At 59.8% G+C, this 17310-nt stretch carries 14 protein-coding genes; 9 read left to right on the top strand and 5 right to left on the bottom strand.

Going from position 1 to position 17310, the window contains the following annotated elements; genetic code table 11:
- The first annotated feature begins 88 nt into the window (after nt 1-88).
- The 4 genes from NKI61_RS03560 (at nt 89) to NKI61_RS03545 (ending at nt 3260) form a co-directional block, all read left to right on the top strand.
- Nucleotides 89-1000 carry a LysR family transcriptional regulator gene (locus NKI61_RS03560; RefSeq protein WP_023691455.1) on the top strand — a complete coding sequence of 304 codons (912 nt, stop codon included), beginning with the start codon at nt 89-91 and terminating at the stop codon, nt 998-1000.
- Nucleotides 1001-1289: 289 nt separating this feature from the next.
- Nucleotides 1290-1493, top strand: coding sequence for a hypothetical protein (locus NKI61_RS03555; protein ID WP_023667962.1), 204 nt, complete (start codon nt 1290-1292; stop codon nt 1491-1493).
- A gap of 224 nt (nt 1494-1717) precedes the next feature.
- Nucleotides 1718-1972, top strand: coding sequence for a hypothetical protein (locus tag NKI61_RS03550; protein WP_023699977.1), 255 nt, complete (start codon nt 1718-1720; stop codon nt 1970-1972).
- 313 nt (nt 1973-2285) lie between these two features.
- Nucleotides 2286-3260, top strand: coding sequence for a L,D-transpeptidase family protein (locus tag NKI61_RS03545; RefSeq protein ID WP_023736093.1), 975 nt, complete (start codon nt 2286-2288; stop codon nt 3258-3260).
- An 88-nt stretch (nt 3261-3348) separates the two neighbouring features.
- On the opposite strand, the gene NKI61_RS03540 is transcribed toward NKI61_RS03545, so the two are convergent.
- From NKI61_RS03540 to NKI61_RS03520, 5 genes are all read right to left on the bottom strand, one after another.
- The gene (locus NKI61_RS03540; RefSeq protein ID WP_352838855.1) at nt 3349-5319 is read right to left on the bottom strand and encodes a CHASE2 domain-containing protein; all 1971 of its coding nucleotides are present in this window, start codon (nt 5317-5319) and stop codon (nt 3349-3351) included.
- Nucleotides 5320-5409: 90 nt separating this feature from the next.
- Nucleotides 5410-6234 carry a FecR family protein gene (locus NKI61_RS03535; protein ID WP_023815926.1) on the bottom strand — a complete coding sequence of 275 codons (825 nt, stop codon included), beginning with the start codon at nt 6232-6234 and terminating at the stop codon, nt 5410-5412.
- The gene (locus NKI61_RS03530; RefSeq protein WP_023667957.1) at nt 6231-7505 is read right to left on the bottom strand and encodes a tetratricopeptide repeat protein; all 1275 of its coding nucleotides are present in this window, start codon (nt 7503-7505) and stop codon (nt 6231-6233) included. The genes NKI61_RS03535 and NKI61_RS03530 overlap by 4 nt, the downstream gene beginning before the upstream one ends.
- A gap of 475 nt (nt 7506-7980) precedes the next feature.
- On the bottom strand, nt 7981-9168 hold the full coding sequence (locus NKI61_RS03525) for a magnesium transporter (protein WP_352838854.1): 1188 nt from the start codon (nt 9166-9168) through the stop codon (nt 7981-7983).
- A gap of 493 nt (nt 9169-9661) precedes the next feature.
- Nucleotides 9662-10378: a pentapeptide repeat-containing protein gene (locus tag NKI61_RS03520; protein ID WP_023687777.1), complete on the bottom strand. Its 717-nt coding sequence runs from the start codon at nt 10376-10378 to the stop codon at nt 9662-9664.
- Between the two features lie 888 nt (nt 10379-11266).
- Between NKI61_RS03520 and NKI61_RS03515 the strand changes: the two genes are divergently transcribed.
- The 5 genes from NKI61_RS03515 to NKI61_RS03495 all read left to right on the top strand — a co-directional run.
- Nucleotides 11267-11533: a hypothetical protein gene (locus NKI61_RS03515; protein ID WP_352838853.1), complete on the top strand. Its 267-nt coding sequence runs from the start codon at nt 11267-11269 to the stop codon at nt 11531-11533.
- A 290-nt stretch (nt 11534-11823) separates the two neighbouring features.
- Nucleotides 11824-13287 (top strand): TolC family protein, encoded by a 1464-nt coding sequence (locus NKI61_RS03510; RefSeq protein WP_352838852.1) that lies wholly within the window; start codon nt 11824-11826, stop codon nt 13285-13287.
- Nucleotides 13288-13324: 37 nt separating this feature from the next.
- On the top strand, nt 13325-15457 hold the full coding sequence (locus tag NKI61_RS03505) for a type I secretion system permease/ATPase (protein ID WP_023687775.1): 2133 nt from the start codon (nt 13325-13327) through the stop codon (nt 15455-15457).
- Between the two features lie 43 nt (nt 15458-15500).
- Complete coding sequence (locus NKI61_RS03500; RefSeq protein WP_023667951.1) at nt 15501-16790, top strand: HlyD family type I secretion periplasmic adaptor subunit; 1290 nt, start codon at nt 15501-15503, stop codon at nt 16788-16790.
- Nucleotides 16780-17310: ribbon-helix-helix domain-containing protein (locus NKI61_RS03495; RefSeq protein ID WP_352838851.1), on the top strand; the 531-nt coding region annotated here is incomplete at its 3' end. The genes NKI61_RS03500 and NKI61_RS03495, both read left to right, overlap by 11 nt.

Below are 17310 nucleotides of genomic sequence, written 5' to 3'. Positions count from 1 at the left end.
TTTCAGATAATCTGTCCACTGCGGATTGATAATCGAGGGAGATATGGATGGTGAATTCACGAAACGTGAATGAAAGAGGTGATTGCAGTTGGACCGGCTGACCAGCATGACCGTGTTTGCCAACGTCGTCGGTGAAGGCAGCTTCGCTGGAGCGGCCAAGCGGATGCGACTATCGCCAGCGGCCGTGAGCAAACATGTCCAGATGCTGGAAGAGTGGCTTGGCGCACGCCTTCTCAACCGGACGACCCGGCGCATAAGCCTGACAGAGCTCGGCGCCTCCGTCTACGAGCGCAGTCTGCGCATAATCGAGGATGTCGAGGAAGTTCGTACGAGCGCGGCCGAGAGCAAGACACGTCCCACCGGCTCACTGCGTGTCAGCGCGCCGATCTCCTTCGGCGCGATGCACCTTGGGAGAGTCGTTGCAGAATATCTCGCGGTCTACCCGGAGGTGTCGGTTGAGTTGGTGTTGGACGACCGTGTGGTTGACATCGTGGAAGAGGGCCTGGATGTCGCGGTACGCATCGCTCCACTCACGGTTTCCAATCTGGTTGCTCGCCGAATCGCGCCTTCACGCGAGGTGGTCTGCGCTTCGCGCGATTATCTGGACAGACGCGGGCGTCCCACAAAGCCGTCGGATCTCCACGACCATGATTGTCTGGACTACGCGTTGCGCGCCAGCCGCGGAAAATGGCGGTTCGACGGACCAAAGGGGGAAGTGGCGGTAAAAATCACTGCACGGATGACGGCAACGAACGGGCAGCTCCTGCGCGATGCGGCGCTGGGTGGAGCAGGCATAGTACTTTGCCCCACTTTCCTTGTTGGAGAAGCCATTCGTTCGGGCCAACTGGAGACAGTGATGCCCCAGTTCAAGCCGGTAAGCCGGTCGATCTACGCGATGTACCCGTCAAGAAGGCATCTTTCCGCCAAAGTTCAAAGCTTCGTGACGCTTCTCGCCGCCCACTTTGGTGAGAACCCACCTTGGGACAACTTTGGACCATGACGACTGGAATGTTGAGCCCAGAGGCCGCGCGCACTTGCACGGCCTTACTGTGCATGGGACCAGCACCCAGGGCCAAGGGGCGGTGCATATCGAGCCGTCCAGCACCTTTTCGAGACTGAAGCATCCGCTATTTGCCGACGGTCATTCGCTGAGGCTCAATCCACCGCCCATCCTAAGCGCCGCCAAAGCGCAAGTTGTAGCATCTGCGGTGTCTCTGGTTCTCTGCGGCCACCGGCGGAACGGGTTGTAAGCAGGCGCGTTCCTCCAGCGTCAAGCTTGGAGAACATACATGGATGACGAGCTGCGCCTGAAGTTACAAGAGCTGAGCCAAAGCATGCAAACGCGAGCGGCCGAACTTTCGACGCTCGGCGGCAGCGCAGACATAAGTACGGTGATGTCGGGGATCGCCGTCGCTCTGGAGGCGCTACTGGTGATTGCCGAAGAGATGAAAACGCCACGTTCCGGCCCTTCGGTCCTGCCCGACGCTACATGAACATCTCCGATCGTTTGGGAGAGGCTCCAGAGCGAGAGCGCCTACCGCTCACCAGCAAATCGCTCGCCGAGGAACTGGCTTTAATCCACATTCTGGGTTGGAGAGTGGAGAGCGCAATCTACTCGGTGGAGTACTCCAGGTGGGGTGAGCGTCGGCAGAAATGGATTTTGCACTCGACGATGCCTTTTGGGTAATCGGGGACGGCCTTAGGACGGAGGACCACGATGGCTTGGATGGCCGCAATTTGCCCGATTACAGATGAGCAGGCGCTCGTTAATTCGGAGACAGTTGGTGACATCCGGGAGTTTCGCTGTCCGAGTTGCGGCGACTTCAAAATCACGAACTCGGCCACCGCGATGTTCAAAGGCCTATCGGCAGAACAGAAGTTGGAGCGCTTCGAATACGCTAGAGCAATCGCGGGCGACAACGCGATCACAGTGACGACGGAACATGGATCTATCGATACCGAAGATCAATAGAATACCCGCCCGATAAACCGGTTCCCAGCGCATCTCCTCACTTGCTGCCCTGAGACCATTTGACTGCCGGTCCAGGTAGTGGGCAGTTTGAAGGTAGAAGCTCACGTCAACATGGCCAGACCATTTTTACACTGCCGATCTGCGCGGCCAGCAACGCCTCTCGTGAGGGGCAAGGCATGGGCATCAAACGTCTCGGACCGGTCGGCAGCGTAAGGCTGGTTGCCTATGATCCCCTACCGGCGAATGGAACCAGATCTGCCACAGCGCGTCATAGAAGCAGATCAGGTGCGATTTAACGTAAGGAGTGACATCGATGATCAGGCTCCTTCTCCTCCTCGCCATTGCACTCGCCTTCGCATGCGGCGGGACGGAGGCGGCCAAGCTGGACCTAGCCGCGGTAAATCAGGCGCAATTCTCCGCCGGCGATCCGAAAGGGCTCGATCCTGCCGTGCTGAAGGCGCAAATTTTTTTGGATCGTGCGCGCTTCTCACCGGGGCTCATCGACGGCCGCCTTGGAGAGAACTTCGCCAAGGCGGTCAAGGCCTTCCAGGCGTCGAACGGACTGGCCCCAGATGGCAAGCTCACCCAGGCGACTTGGGACAAGCTGATGGCAACCTCCACCAGCCCAGCTCTGATCACCTATGAACTGACCCGCAAAGATGTACGCGGCCCCTTCACCAAACGCATTCCGGGGCGCATGGAGAGGATGGCTCGCCTGAGAAGGCTTGGCTATCACGACTCGATCGAGAAGCTGGCGGAGCGCTTCCATGTGAGCGAACCATTGCTCAGGAGGCTAAACCCAGGCACCGGATTCAGGAAAGCTGGAACCACGCTGCTGGTACCAGATGTTGGCCGGGGTGAACCTCCCGCCACCATTGCCGGCGTCGAAGTCGACAAAGGCGCTCATCAGGTGCGCGTGCTCGACCCCTCCAATAAAGCGTTTGCCGTCTACCCTGCCTCGATCGGGAGCGACGAGAAGCCGGCACCAAGTGGGCAGGCAGAGATCCAAAGGGTGGTGCACAACCCGACCTATCACTACGATCCCGATTTTGCATTCAAGGGAGTCAAAACCAAGCGGCCCTTCACCATTGCTGCCGGCCCTAACAATCCCGTGGGATCAATCTGGATCGACCTCTCCATCGAAAGCTACGGCATTCACGGCACGCCCGAACCCGGCAAGATCGGGAAGACCTTCTCTCACGGCTGCATCAGGCTAACGAACTGGGATGCCGAGGACCTCGCCTCAATGGTGCACAAACATATGAAGGTGACTTTCAAGGACGAGTGACGCAAGCCGTCGCATCCCTCGATGGTCGCCGAAACAAGATGTCCGTCTGTGCCCGTGACAATTGCATCTTGCGATCCGCTGGATCCGATCAGCGGATGCTCCGGGTTCGGGGTGTCAGGTCAAGCGGCGCCATTTGCACGGATGGCGGCGAACCAACCACCATGGCGGGGGCGCCAGATTGCTCACCACGTTGGCTCTCTACTTCGCGGCTCATACCTTGTTGAGCAGCTTGCATCTCCGGAACGGTGAAAACCGGCACCTCGCCCTTGAAACCCTGGAGCTCAAAGGCGCCCGCCTGGACGACCGGCATCGATGCTGCTGCCGCAAAGCCGGGTCCAAGCACCAGGGGGATGCCCAGCTTCTTGGTCGTCGATTCGAGCCGTGCCGCGCGGTTCACGGGGGAGCCGATCGCGGTGTAATCGAAGCGCCGTTCGGAGCCGAAATTGCCTACCGAGCAGATGCCGGTCTCGATGGCGACGCCGATTTCGATGGAGCGATGGCCATCCGCGGTGAAGGCGGCGTCTTCGCGCCTCACCCGCTCGATAAGGGCCAGGCCCGCGTCGAGCGCACGCTCACGATGATCGGGTTGATCTAGCGGTGCGTTCCAGAAGGCCAGCACCGCATCGCCCATGAACTTGTCGATGGTGCCGTCGCGCTTGAGGATCTCATCGGTCGCAATGCCGAGGAAATGGTTGACCACCTTGGCGATCTCTTGGGTGTCGAGCTGTTCGCTCATGGTCGTGAAGCCACGTATGTCGCTGATCAAAATTGTGATCTCGCGCTTCTCGCCGGACAGGATTGCCTCGGTGTCCGAGCTTGCGAGGCGCTGCACCACGGAGGGCGACAGATATTGGGAGAACTGTCGCGTCAGGGTGGACCGGCGCTGCTCGCTGCGCCTGTAGAGGACATAGCCTTCGAAGCCCGCAACCATGATGGTTGCAAGCGCCGGCTGCAGCGGGTCATAGAGTGCACCCTGCAGGCTGTACTCGAGAGCGCCGAACACGAACGGCGTGAGGGCCAGCAGCGCCAGGGAGATGGCGCCAAGCACGACACGCCCGGCGAGCACTCCGGAAACCCCGATGAAAACGAGGGCACTGAGGAGAAACCAGAGCCGCTCGAGCATACGCGCGTGCGCTGGCTCTGCCAGGAAGCGCCCGGCAAGCATCTGGCCGATCGCATCGGCGTGGATCTCCGCTCCTGGTCGCGCTGGACTCGTCGGCGTGGGCAGGTACTGCGTCAGGCCCACAGCCGACAGGTCGACAATGGCGATGGCGTCCCGCAGCCGCGGATCGCCATGGCCCGAAAGGATAGTGCTGGCAGACAGGCGAGGCGTGTCCGTGGCGGTTTCCCAGAGGCGGATGCTCCCCTCCGGCTCGAGCGGCACAATGGCGCCTGCCATCCTGAGTGCGTCGAACCCGGCTGCATTCATCCGGGCTGTGTAACCGTCCTGTCCAGCGTAAAGGCGCAGGAGCTCGAGTGCGAAAGACGGCCACAGCTGCGCGCGTTGAGGGGTATTGCGAAGCCAGAGCAGCGGCACATGGCGCAGTACGCCGTCGGGATCGGGCAAGGTGCGAATCACGCCGAGGCCTGCGGCGGCGTTCGAGAATTCGGCAAGCGACCCGGTAAGACCGGTGAAGCCGGGAAGTGTATCGGGTACTTGCCCGACGATCGACCAGCCGGCTTTGGGTTCTGCTTCTGAAACCGTCGCTTCATTGCCCAGGCTGACGGCAAGCGCCGTTCGATTTTTGGACAGCGCCGCTGCCAGGCGCTTGTCTCCGGCCATGCCCTCAGGCGAGGTGTCAGCCTCGGGGAGTACCAGCGCAAGCCCGACCACCGCCGCGCCGGATTGCGTGATGCCATCGACCAGATCGGCCAAGAGGCCACGGTTCCAGGGCCATCGCCCATGTGCCTTGAGGCTGTCGTCGTCTATCGAGACGATCACGACAGGATTGCTCGTCGCCTGGCGTGGGGCGAGAAACTGATAAAAGTCGTACGTCCGCTCACGCAGGCGCGACAACGGCCCGTCAAAAGCCAAATGGCAAGCGAGCAGCAGGAGCACGACCAAAAGGCCGGATATTTTGCGCCTGCCGGCTTGCCGCCAATCAGCCCAGCGCCTACCGACCGAGTGGCTCATCTCGTGCAGCCAGGCCTAATCGCAGTTGTAGTAGTAGCAGCAACCCTCACCCTCACACTCGCCCCGCCGGCCCCCGCTGCCCGCAGGTGGCGTTGGGCTGTCAGGGAATTCCATGACCACTCCTGGCAGTGCGCCGTCCCTGGACCCGCAGACTTTGAGCGAGGAGCCTAGAGCCGACGTACAAATTGCGCTTACGTCCAACCCAGGACCCGGTGCGCCCGGCAGGCCGGTTCCCGCTATCCGGTCGATACTGTCCAAGATCGGGAAGGCGTCGATGCCGCCGTAGCCGGCCAGAAGCTTGCCATCGTCCGACGTGCAGGCATAGCCCGGGTTCGTGATGACCAGCCGTTTGCCATTGATCGTGCAGGTCATGCGGCCGGCGCGCAATATGCCGACGGTCTGGCCGGCTGCCACCAGCACTTCGATGATGCCGCCTCTCGCTCCGAGCACCATGTGCGGCGTCGCAACCTGCATGACGCCCCCTTTCGAAACCTGGCCGCCATAAAAACGGGCCAGGCCGCTGTTCATCCCGATGTCGATCTTTCCCGACCCGGAGCCCGGATTGTAGACGAACTCATCGATCGTCAGGCTGGTGTTTGGACCAATTTTGGCGCTCGATTCATCCCGGAACACCAGCATTCCGAGACCGGTGGGATTGCTGCGCAACTGGTCGCCGAGTTCGACGCCGGCGCCAACGTTCATCGTCCCGCCGTTATTGCGGACGATGATGGTCTGGTAGGCCGTCATCGACCCGACCGTCTCAGCAGCGGATGGTGCCGCGAAGGCGAGGCAGGCGATAAAAATGACGATCTGATGATACCTCATCGCGGCCTCTTTCAATTGAGCGTCAACGTATAGCTCATGAGCATTTCGAACGATTTTCGGTCGCGGTTGGCGAGGGCGAAGTTGGTTTTGCGGTAGGCGAGATCGACGCTGATCTTCTGCGCTTCCGTCAGCTGAAAATCGCTTTCCGAGGCAATGCGCCAGAAGTCGCTCTTGATATTTGTGCCGATGCCGACGGACAGATCGGGAGTGTCGCTGTGGCCGGCCGATAAGGCGATCTGGTGCGACCATGCGAAAAAATCCGGTACGTTCATCAACAGGCCGCCATAGCGGACCTCGCCCGTATAGCTGCGGCTGATTTCGCCCGATCCGGAAGCGAAGTCATTCGAGCCGACAAAGCGCAAGCCGAGCGCCTGGCCATTGCGGAAGCGGTAGCTGCCGCCTGCCTCGTAGAAGACCCTGCTATCCGCGAAAATGCCTTGCGAGGCGCTTAGATCGATGTAGCCGCCACCGGCGAAGAGCGTCGTCTCGACCGTCGGGCGAACGACGAAACGTCCACTGAGGCCGATACCGGTTTCGTAAATGTCGCTGTCGAAACGATCCGTAACGGTGAACGCGGAAAGCAGCAGGCGCAGCGAATCGATCCCGCTGTTGGGCAGTCCCTTGTCCCAGGTTATCGCTGCGTTGCCGTGGATAAAAGTCTTCTCGCCACCCGGAACCGACAGGTCTTCCGTGAAAAGACGCTCAGTCGCGGTCAACGACCCCGAAAGAACGAGCGCGTCGGCACTTGGCGTGCCGAGGTCCCACCGCACAAAACCTTCCGCCTGCCCGTAAGGCGAGACGAAGCTGTCGTCGTCCTGCGCCCCGCCTGGCTCAAAATCGGTGAATGCGCTGAATACGCCGCCGGTCAGGGCGAGTTCCCAGGTGACGCCACGCAACGCGCGCTCGATGCGGGCGAGCAGGCGAACAGCTTCCTGTTGCTCACTTGCGGTCAGACCCCCGACTTCGATGCCGTACTGCACCTGCCGCCGGGCCAATTCATAGGACCCGACATGGTAATACAACCGGCTGGCCGCAAGCCGGGCGCGCGCATCGCGGGGGTACTGGATCAGATACTGCTCGATCGAGGAGATCGCCTGATCGTATTGCCCAGCGTTGACCGCAACCGTGACGAATTGGGCGAGCGTTCCATTGTCGGCCGGACTGGCGATGCGGGCCGCAAACGCATCGTCATAGGCCCCAAAAAGACCTTGTGCGCCGGCCGGCAACACGCCGGCACAAAGCAGCGCTGCGGCGAAGCCGAAGATCGTTCGAAACGAAGATTGCATGCCGAGAACCCACCCCAAACCCGACTAGTGCGAGGGATTTAGCACGACTGCAAGAAAAAGGCGACTGAACGGTCGCCGGACTTATGCGAGTCCTCAGCAGCTGTTGCAGCTGCGCAACAAGATATCGGGTTTATTCCTATTTCGGCTGCGCTGATTGTCAAAAACTCTTCTCAACATTGCTGCACGTGATTGAAGTATTTGGCCCAAGGCTTAACAAAATCAAATCTCATCAGTAGTGGATCGCACAGCCGACAAGATTAATATTGGGTGGGCGATCCTGCGTATCTGGTCACCAGGCTTCAAGGTCACCCACGGCTTCTCCAAAGGCCTTCCGTCGCGTTTCGCAAGGGACGGAGAGCTGCCGGAGGTGCTTCTCACGAGGCGTGTGCGATTCGGCCCGGGTCTTGCAATTTCTTTGAACGCGAGGTCAGCTCATTGCCTCAACGCCCAGGGACGCGTCACCGCACGCAGCTTGCTACAGCACGAGCATGGTGGCCAGCCCCAGCATCAGGCCCATGCCTACAATATCGGTCACAGTGGTGAGGAAGATCGCCGAGGCGACCGCCGGATCGGCGCCTACCCGGCGCAGGCCCAACGGGATCAGCACGCCGGAGATGCCGGACATGAGGCACGCTCCGGACATGGCAAGCAGGATCACAAGTGCCAGCATCGGCGCCTGCGCCGCCGACGCCGGTTGCCTCGAGGCATAGAACCACATCGCCACAGCCGCAACAACGCCGACGAGCACGCCGTTGGCGGCCGCGAGCGCGCCCTCTCTCAGCACCAAGTGCAGCTTCGGTCGTTTGTCCACATCCCCCAGGGCAAGGCCACGCAGCGTCATAGCCAGTGCCTGGCAGCCGGTGTTTCCGCTCTGCCCGGCCAAGACCGGGAGAAACGCCGCCAGAGCGACGATCTTCTCGATCGTGCCTGTGAACGAACTGACCACGAATGCGGCCATGAAGGCCGTCAGGAGATTCAACTGCAGCCACGGATGACGCTTCAGGAAGGCTGAAAACAGCGGCGTAAAAGAGCGCTCCTCCTTCTGGAGGCCTACCATCTGGCCAGACTGGGCGGAAATCTCGATGATTTGCTGCTCGAACAATCGCCAGCCGCGAACCTGCCCGAGCAGCCGGTTCTCCGCATCCACCACCGGATAGACAGGATAGTGACGCCGTACCGCCGCCTTGCATGCGTTACTCAAAGAGAGACCGACATCAAGAGCGAACGGCCTGGGCAGCATGATGTGATCGACAATCGCGTCGGGTTCGCTCAGCATCAGATCGCGCAGGACCGCTAGGCCAACCAGTCTATTGCCCTCGTCCGTGACGTAGAGATAAGTGAGCTCGGTCGGCACCTGGGCGCCTCTGACAGCTTCCACCGCGGCAGCAACCGTCGTCCCGACAGGAACGCTGGCGGGGATCGGGTCCATCACGTCGACGAGCGACTCGGGGATCGCGAAACCCATCTCACCGTCATGAGAGCTGATGGGCCGCATATGCAGTGGCAAATGCTCGGCCACCTTACGGGCGTGCCCGTCCGGCAACAGCTTTAGTGTGTCGCGGATGAACTCGGGAGACTCTCTAGCGAGCAATTCAGCTGCGTCATCAGGTGCTCGAGCACGCAGCGTGCGCACCAACTTCTGAACGCCGGTCTCTTCGTTCATTTGCTATGGCCCCCCAATTGGAAAGTGAAGTATCGGATCGCACCGGGGCGGAAATACGACAGCTTCTTCCGGCCCCAGCAGTCCGCCTTGTGGTTGTCGCAAGCGCCGCCTGCACACTCCTAGCTTGAGAAGGCAAAGCAGACGTCTACATTTTGGGCGTGCCTTCGGTCAGGTCAGCATGGGAGTGTCCGCGCTACTTCCCTCGCTTTTCAATCTTTAGATTTGGGAGGTCGGGTCGCTTGGATACCACACCGGCCTCCTTCAAGGCTGTGTATCCAACCTTTTTGAGGAGCTTCTCTGTTTTGGCGCGCTCCTTGTCCAGAGCGGTATCACCTTTGACCTTGGGCATCCGTCCTCCATTTGGTCGTTGTCGTTCGCCGGTAAATGAGATTGCCGGAAATGTCCCGCAGTGTCGTGCTTTGACCCGCGGCCGAGGACTGAATTGAGGCGCTTTGCCGCCCGGCAGCCTTTGGGCGGGAAGCGGACGGGCGGGCTATTCCTGCTGGAATTGACAGGGCCAATCTTCTGGCCTCGTCATGCCAGAAGGCAACTCGGTCCGGGCGTCTCCACAAGCCATGTTGAGCTGCCACTGGGACAGACCCGCCGAATTGGATAGATCGAGGCCCTCGATACGGGTCAGAAAGAAAAAAGCGCCGTCAAAGTCTATCGGTGCGGTGAACTTCGCTCCTCGGAAATCCGCCCGCGCGAGATTGGCAAACGAAAAGTGGCTGCCGCTGATATCGGCGTCATGGAACTGTGCACGCCCCAATTCCGCCTTTGTGAAATCAACATTGACCAGATTGGCGTTCTGGAAATTCGAGCGCTGCACTTCCGCGCCCGTAAACACAGCGCCCTGCGCGTCCATCTGGCTGAAGTCGGTCCTGTACGCCTCGATTTTGTCGAACCGGGCGCCTTTGGCGGTCGAGCCGGCCAGGGAAGCGCGCACAAGCGTTGCCTTCTCAAAATTTGCCGCAAGGAGATTGCTGTTCCTGAGGTCGGTCGAAGTGAAATCAACACCGAACAGGTTTGCCCCGCTCAGGTCCTGTCCTTCCAGGATGAGAAGCTTTTTGTCACACTCCTGCCAATTGACGCCAGGCGTCGCGGCTGCGTAGCAATCCTGAGCGGCGGTGGCGTTTTGCCAAGCCAATACAGTGCAAACCGCCAGAACCAAGCCGGATCCGCCGTAAGCTCTGGTTCGTCTCAAAGTCATTGTTGCTGGACCCCTCTGCTACTCGTCGACAATCAGCCTTACCACATCTGCTGACACTCGAGCCACGGTAACGACCGCCGTCACAGTTGCGCATCAACGATCCGCCGATAGCCAGCGGCAGCTTGCGAAATTATCGAGAGGTGGGGAAAAGCTTTGACGGTAGAGTGCTTTTTCGCGGATGCGATCACAAAACAAAGAGTTCGGCGTAAGCCGTGAGTTATTGGTGGGCCCGGAGGGCGAACGGAAATCGTTGATGTTGCTGAATTTTTGGTGGGCCAAAATCTGAAAGGTTCCCGTATCATTCCGTATGCTCCCGCGACCCCAAACTGCCGACCATAGCTGACCTCGTTTTGCAAACGTTGGGAGACAGGGTCCAGAACGGCGGAAATGGGGGCGGTTGCAGATCGGCAGCTGTGGCAACAGCGCGCGACCAGCTGACGGTCTAGCGCCTCGATATGGCCGACGAGACTTGGGAAGTAACAAACAAGCGGCAGCTTGCAGGCAGTTGTGATCGGTGGAATGGATTTACGAGTCGAGGCGCCGGACCAGGACGGGCTCACTTGCCTCGAAGTTCAGCCTGTTGGAATGGCGCGGAGGAACGAGTAGTGGTATCTAACGAGCCGGCGGCCCTCGATGTTTGACCGCTCGTCCTGCAACTCTCGTATGTCGTCCCGCAAAGTGGTGGCGCAACCGACCACTTCGTTCCGCATTGTTTAAACAGCGTATGACTCAATTCCAGTCAGATTTTTTTCTGAACTGCGAAAAGGCGGACACTAACCGTCAAAAAAATTGCACTTTTGATTTTAACGGAAAATCGCCGCAAGAAATATTTTGAGGTTTCACCAGCTATCGGGTTCAATGGAGCGATTTTGGACCTTGCGGCATTCGATGGCCTACAGAACCGCCTCAAAAGGTACCGTCACCTCTTCGGTTGACCGAGTCGTTGATCGGCCGTCATACGAGCCCTATGCTGGCACGCTGGCCAGTGAAGCAGTCGTCGGCGTTTATTCGCCGGCTCAGGCATTTATGCCCACGCTTCAGGTCGAAGAAAGACCGGGGTGTCCGTTCCAGGCTCTTGGCAAGCGGGCTAAGATTATCCTGCCGATTGTAGCCGCCAACCAAGATGTTGTCGGTCCCCTCGCTGAAAAAATATAACCAGAAATAGTCAAGCTATCAGGAGCAAATAGGTCATAAGGTGGCCTTGCGGTCCTCCTTCCCGGAGCGGTTTCGCTTGCCTGTTCAAACTCGGACGGCTGTTACCCAAAAACCGCAGTGGGTATTTTATGTGCCATTTTTGCGACATTCTATAGAATTTTGCTAGAATTCAGCGTTTTAGCGGTCACTAAATCAATAAGTGCTCCCATATTTTGCAAATTTGTGAACAATCACGGCTGAGTTGTAACGCCTGGCAATAATGGCGCAGGGGAACGTTGGGGTGGGGTGAAATGAATACGACATCTATGTCGGCCATAGGCAAGCGCCTCGGCCTGCTGACGACGGTCGCCATGACGACGGTCGCCATATTGAGTTGTGGGAATGCTCACGCGCTCACTCTCCAAGAGGCGATGGCGGTTGCGGTGGAGTCCAACCCCGAAATTGGCCAAGCGATCGAAAACCGTGAAGCAATCGAATTCGAGCTACGCCAAGCGAAGGGACTTTATCTTCCCAGCGTCGATGTCGAGGCGTCGGCGGGGGTTCGTCGTCTCGACAATTCCTCCCGGCGTTCGCTGTCCATAGAGGATGACGCGCTCTATCCGGCGGAAGCCGATGTCGTTGTCACGCAGACGCTTTATGACAGCGGCGCCAGGCGGGCGGAACTGAACCGTCAGGCGTCCCGGGTCGACGGCGCATCGTTCCGGGTGCTGGAACGGTCTGAATTCATTGGACTGTCTGTCGTCCAGGACTATCTCGAATACATGCTGCAGGCTTCGATCGTTTCAGAAGCGAAGAAGAATCTGGGCTTTCACCAGGCAATCCTCGGCGACATCCGGCAAGGTATTGCAGGCGGCGCGTTGAACGAGGCTGATCGCCAGCAGGCCGAGGAGCGGCTGTTCGCTGCCAAGGCACGTATGCAGGAGGCGACCGAAGAACTGGAGGCTTCCAAGATACGGTTCTTCAAGACGGTCGGTAAGCCGCTGACCAACGCGTCAAGGCCAGGCGATGTCTCGAGCGCGCTGCCAAGGTCGCTCGACGACGCGCTAGGGCTGGCGCGGCAGAACAACCCGCGCGTCCACATGGCCAACAGCGATATCGACGCCGCCGCCTCCCTGGTGGATGCGGCGCGGGCGAAATTCGGGCCCTCCGTCATCGCCGAAGGCCGCGCCCGCGGCGGCTATGACATCGACGGCGACGATGGCGATGCCAGCGACCTGCAGGCGCGGCTGGTGCTGCGCTGGAACCTCTATCGCGGCGGCATCGACAAAGCCAACGAGCAAGAGCAGGTCCGCCGCACCAGCGAGCAGCGCCTTGTGCTGCACCAGGTCCTGCGCGAGATCGAGGAAGCCGTCCGTACATCATGGGATCGCCGCTTCCGGCAGGCCGATCTGGCAAAGACATTGAAGCTTCAGGCTGCCGCCAACGAAAGGCTGGTGGCGTCCTATCGCGAGCAGTTCAAGGTCGGACAGCGCTCGCTGCTCGATGTCCTCGACGCGCAGAACACGCGGTTCAACACAGCTACGCTTGCCGACACCGCATCCTACGCGTCGCTTTTCGCGCAGTACCGGCTGCTGGCGGCAACCGGGCAGTTGCTGAAGACCATGAATCTTCAGCCGGCAAAACAGGCCACCGCCTATGCCAAGGCCGAGTTCAATGCGCCTGAAACGGCCGATACCGAAACCTATGCGCGCACGCCGTCGGAGCAGATGAACGATCTGCCTTTCGACATCCTCGCACCGGTAAGAAAGAAGTAGGAAGGTCAAGGACGAACGATAGTCCTGCGGGCCAATCGTGAACCCACAACCCAAAATCCTCTCCCCAAAAGAGGCGTTCAAGGCCTGCTTCTCCGCTGTTGCCGGGTACCTCGGCAGGCCGAGTTCCGAGACCGTGCTGTTTGCCGGCGTGCCGCTGTCAGACACCCGCATCGATATCGACGCCATCCGGCATCTTGCCGAACGCATCGGTCTTGAAATCACGGAATTCAGCCATCGCGACTTTCTTCGCGGACGCATCGACCTTCCCGCCATTCTTTTTCGCGTCAGCCAGTTGCCTGTAGCGCTGCTTGCCCAGACCGAGGACGGTGGATTTACGACCGCTCCCCAGGAAGACGGCCGCACGACAATCAGCAAATCCGAGTTTTCCGGAAGTTATATTAGTGGCGGCGTTTCGTTCTCGATAACCTATGCCAACGCAGTAGAGGCGATGAGCGTCGGTTCGGCGGCCAAGATCGAGCGGCGACATTGGCTGACTGGCACGATGGGGCCGTTCTGGCGCACCTATTCGAAGGTCATCCTGTCGGCGGTATTCATCAATCTGCTGGCTCTTGCCTCACCGATCTTCACCATGAACGTCTACGACAGGATCTTGCCGAACAAGGCGATATCGACGCTCTGGGTGCTGTCGATCGGGATCGGCGCGGTCATTCTGTTCGACCTGCTCTTGAAGACCGCCAGAGCGTCACTGATCGACTATGCCGGGCGCAAGGCCGATCTTCGCATCTCCTATATGCTGTTCGAGAAGGTTCTGAACTCGTCCTTGTCGGCACGGCCCGGCTCAACCGGCGAATATGCAAATCGGGTGACGCAGTACGAGTTCGTGCGCGAGTTTTTCACGTCGAACACCATCAGCGTTTTCATCGACACAGCATTCGTCTTCGTCTTTCTTCTTGTCATCTATGCGATAGGCGGTTGGCTGGTCGTCATACCGGCCATTGCTTTTGTCGCCTCGGTGATCGTCGGGCTGATCACGCAAAGGCGCATCGGCAAACGCGTTGCCGCTTCCATGAACGAGGCTTCGCAGCGCCAGGCCCTGCTGGTCGAATCCATCTCCACGCTGGAAACGATCAAATCGCTGCGGGCAGAGGCGTACCTTCTGCGAAAATGGGCGGAGCATTCCAAGAACGCATCCAACACGTCCGAGAAGATCAAACAGCTTTCGGCTGCCGCCGGCAACATAACCCAAGCCATCCAGCAGATGGTCACCGTCGCTTTGATCGTGGCCGGCGCCTATGCCTTTTCGGAAGGGCATGTCTCGACCGGCGCCATCATCGGCACCGTCATGCTGGCAGGCCGGGCGGTGGCCCCGCTTGGGCAGATTGCGATCACCTTGTCCAGACTTCGCCAGGCGATGCTGTCCCTGCGAATGGTGAATTCGATCATGGCGCAGCCTGAGGATCGGCCGGACACGGTTGGTTTCGTCAACCGCCCCATTCGCAACGGTGCAATGGCATTCAGGAATGTTGGCTTTGTCTACCCGGGTTCCGAAAACGAAGTGCTGACCGGCCTGAATTTCTCGGTGAAGCCCGGTGAGCGGATTGGCATCATCGGCCGCATAGGCTCGGGAAAGACGACCATGGGGCGGCTGATCGGCAGGCTGTTCCTGCCGACCTCCGGCGAGCTGCTGCTGGACGGGATCGACATCCGTCAATACCACCCGTCGGAGGTTCGCGCCGCGGTCGGGATCGTCGCGCAAGCAAACGATCTGTTTTCGGGCACCATCAAGGAAAATCTCCTGATGGCGTGCCCGGAGGCGACCGATGAGCAGATCGTCGACGCGGCCAAGGCTGCCGGCGTCGACGACTTCGTCTCCCGCCATCCGCGAGGCTACGACATGAATGTCGGCGAGCGCGGCACCAATCTTTCGGGCGGTCAGAGGCAGACAATGGCAATTGCCCGCCTGTTGCTGACCAAACCGAAAATCGTGTTCCTGGACGAGCCGTCCGGCTCGATGGATCTGGCTTCCGAGCGCCAGCTGATCAAGCAGCTCAAAGTGGCTTTCGATCGCAACACGACCCTGATCGTATCGACGCACCGCTTCAGCATGCTCGAGCTGGCCGACCGCCTGATCGTCATCGAGCAGGGCAAGATCGTTGCCGATGGACCGAAAGACCAAGTGATACAAGCGCTTCAGAAAACAAGCGCCTGACGAACAGAATTATGCGTCAATACAGCACGTTGGGACGTGGTAAATGCTAGCCAGGGAAGACCGTCCGCCGCTTTTTGCGTCGGCTTCGATATTCATTATCGGAGCGCTTTTTGCGAGTTCGGTAGCCTGGGCATCCTTCGCCGAGGTCGATGAAATCGCACGGGGCGACGGCAAGATCATACCGGCGTCGAAGACCCAGATCATCCAGGCCAGCGAGCCGGGCGTGGTTCAGGAAATCGCGGTGACGATCGGTCAGGTCGTCAAGAAGAATGACCTCATCATTCGTCTCGACAACACCTTCAACACTTCCAGCCTTGGCGAGCAGCAGGCCAAGGCGCGGGCGCTGCAGACGCGCATTGCACGGCTCCAATTCGAACAGACCGGCAGCCTCGAGGGCGCGTTTCCCTGTCCGTCCGAGATCCAGAAGGTGGCGCCGGAAATCTGCGACAACGAGCAGAAGCTGCTAATCGCGCGGCGCGACAACTTCGAAGTCAAACTGTCGGTTCTAAAGTCGCGGCTCGATCAGCGTGAGAAGGAACTCGACGAAGCCAACGCCAATGCCGATCGCCTCACCAAGAACCTGGCCGTCAGCGACCAGGAGGCGAAGCTGGTCGAAGCGATGGTCAAGAAAGGCCTGATGGCGCGAACCGAGCAGCTCCGCGTCGAGCGCGAGCAGACAGAGCTCAATGGTCAGCTGACGCTTGCCGGAGAGACCATCAAGAAAGCCAGGTCTGCCATCACGGAAGCCAAGCTTCAGGTCGACGAACTTGGCCTGCAACTGCAACAGGAAGCGCTCAGCGATCTGACGCAGGCGCTGGCCGATCTCTCGGTGGTGGACGAGACGATACGCGGTGCCACCGACAAGGTGGCGCGTACCGATATCCGTTCGCCTGTCGACGGTATCGTCAACACGCTTGACATCAACACGGTCGGCGCCTTCGTCCAGCCCGGCGCGGTCGTCGCGGGTATCGTGCCGACGTCCGAGACCCTGCTGGTCGAAGCCCGGGTCTCACCGCGGGACGTCGCCTTCATCCGGCCGGGCCAGGATGCCCTGATCAAGGTGACCGCCTATGACTTCTCGATCTTCGGCGGCATCGAAGGCAAGGTGTCGAACATCACTGCCGACAGCCTTGTCGACCAGAAGACCGGCGAACCGTACTATCAGGTGCGTGTCGCCACCGACAAATCGACCCTGACACGCGACGGCAAGACCTATTCGATCATCCCCGGCATGATCTGTTCGGTCGACATCAAGACCGGACGCAAAACGATTCTCACCTACCTTCTGAAACCAATCAACAAGGCGCGGGAGGAGGCAATGAGTGAGCGATAGTGCGATCTCCCGCCCGGTCGATCGCGACCGGCTGCTGCCACCGCTGGCGAGTGAGGATTTCGGTCTCGAGTTCCGGGTTGTGGCGCGTGGCGGCACTCGTCTGGAGAGGGCGTTCTGGACTTCGCTGAAGCAGATGGCGGAAAGCCGCAAATGCACGATCGGCACACTGATCGAGGAAATTGCAGAGAGCCACGCCAACGCCGGAAACCTGACATCGGCAATCCGCGTAGCCTGCATGCGTGGACTGGCCGACCAGAACGTCACCTTGCAGAGGCTCGCGTCGATCAAGACCATCAACGCCATTCTCGTCGCCTGTCCCTCGCCGGCCTTTGCCCTGGCATCGTCGAAGAAGATCCTGACCTTCAATGCGCCGTTCCAGCAGCTGGTGCGGCGGCAATTGCCGGTGGCGCCGAACGAGGACGCGCGCCAGGATCTCAAGCTGGCGCTGGACCTCAATGTCGCCGACATATTCGCCAGGCTCGACGCCAATGGCGAGACGCCGGTCGCGACCGGTTTCGTC

The sequence above is a fragment of the Mesorhizobium sp. M0514 genome, assembly GCF_040321145.1.
In the GTDB taxonomy this organism is placed as follows: Bacteria; Pseudomonadota; Alphaproteobacteria; order Rhizobiales; family Rhizobiaceae; genus Mesorhizobium.
The sequence above is the reverse complement of the archived record's forward strand: the minus strand, read 5'-3'. Positions and strand labels throughout refer to the sequence as shown.

Excerpts from the sequence above, each read along its gene's own strand:
- NKI61_RS03545 (WP_023736093.1), top strand. The coding sequence starts at position 2,286 with ATGATCAGGCTCCTTCTCCTCCTCGCCATTGCACTCGCCTTCGCATGC.
- NKI61_RS03500 (WP_023667951.1), top strand. The coding sequence starts at position 15,501 with ATGCTAGCCAGGGAAGACCGTCCGCCGCTTTTTGCGTCGGCTTCGATA.
- NKI61_RS03510 (WP_352838852.1), top strand. The coding sequence starts at position 11,824 with ATGAATACGACATCTATGTCGGCCATAGGCAAGCGCCTCGGCCTGCTG.
- NKI61_RS03550 (WP_023699977.1), top strand. The coding sequence starts at position 1,718 with ATGGCTTGGATGGCCGCAATTTGCCCGATTACAGATGAGCAGGCGCTC.
- NKI61_RS03525 (WP_352838854.1), bottom strand. The coding sequence starts at position 9,168 with ATGAACGAAGAGACCGGCGTTCAGAAGTTGGTGCGCACGCTGCGTGCT.
- NKI61_RS03530 (WP_023667957.1), bottom strand. The coding sequence starts at position 7,505 with ATGCAATCTTCGTTTCGAACGATCTTCGGCTTCGCCGCAGCGCTGCTT.
- NKI61_RS03520 (WP_023687777.1), bottom strand. The coding sequence starts at position 10,378 with ATGACTTTGAGACGAACCAGAGCTTACGGCGGATCCGGCTTGGTTCTG.
- NKI61_RS03515 (WP_352838853.1), top strand. The coding sequence starts at position 11,267 with ATGGCCTACAGAACCGCCTCAAAAGGTACCGTCACCTCTTCGGTTGAC.
- NKI61_RS03555 (WP_023667962.1), top strand. The coding sequence starts at position 1,290 with ATGGATGACGAGCTGCGCCTGAAGTTACAAGAGCTGAGCCAAAGCATG.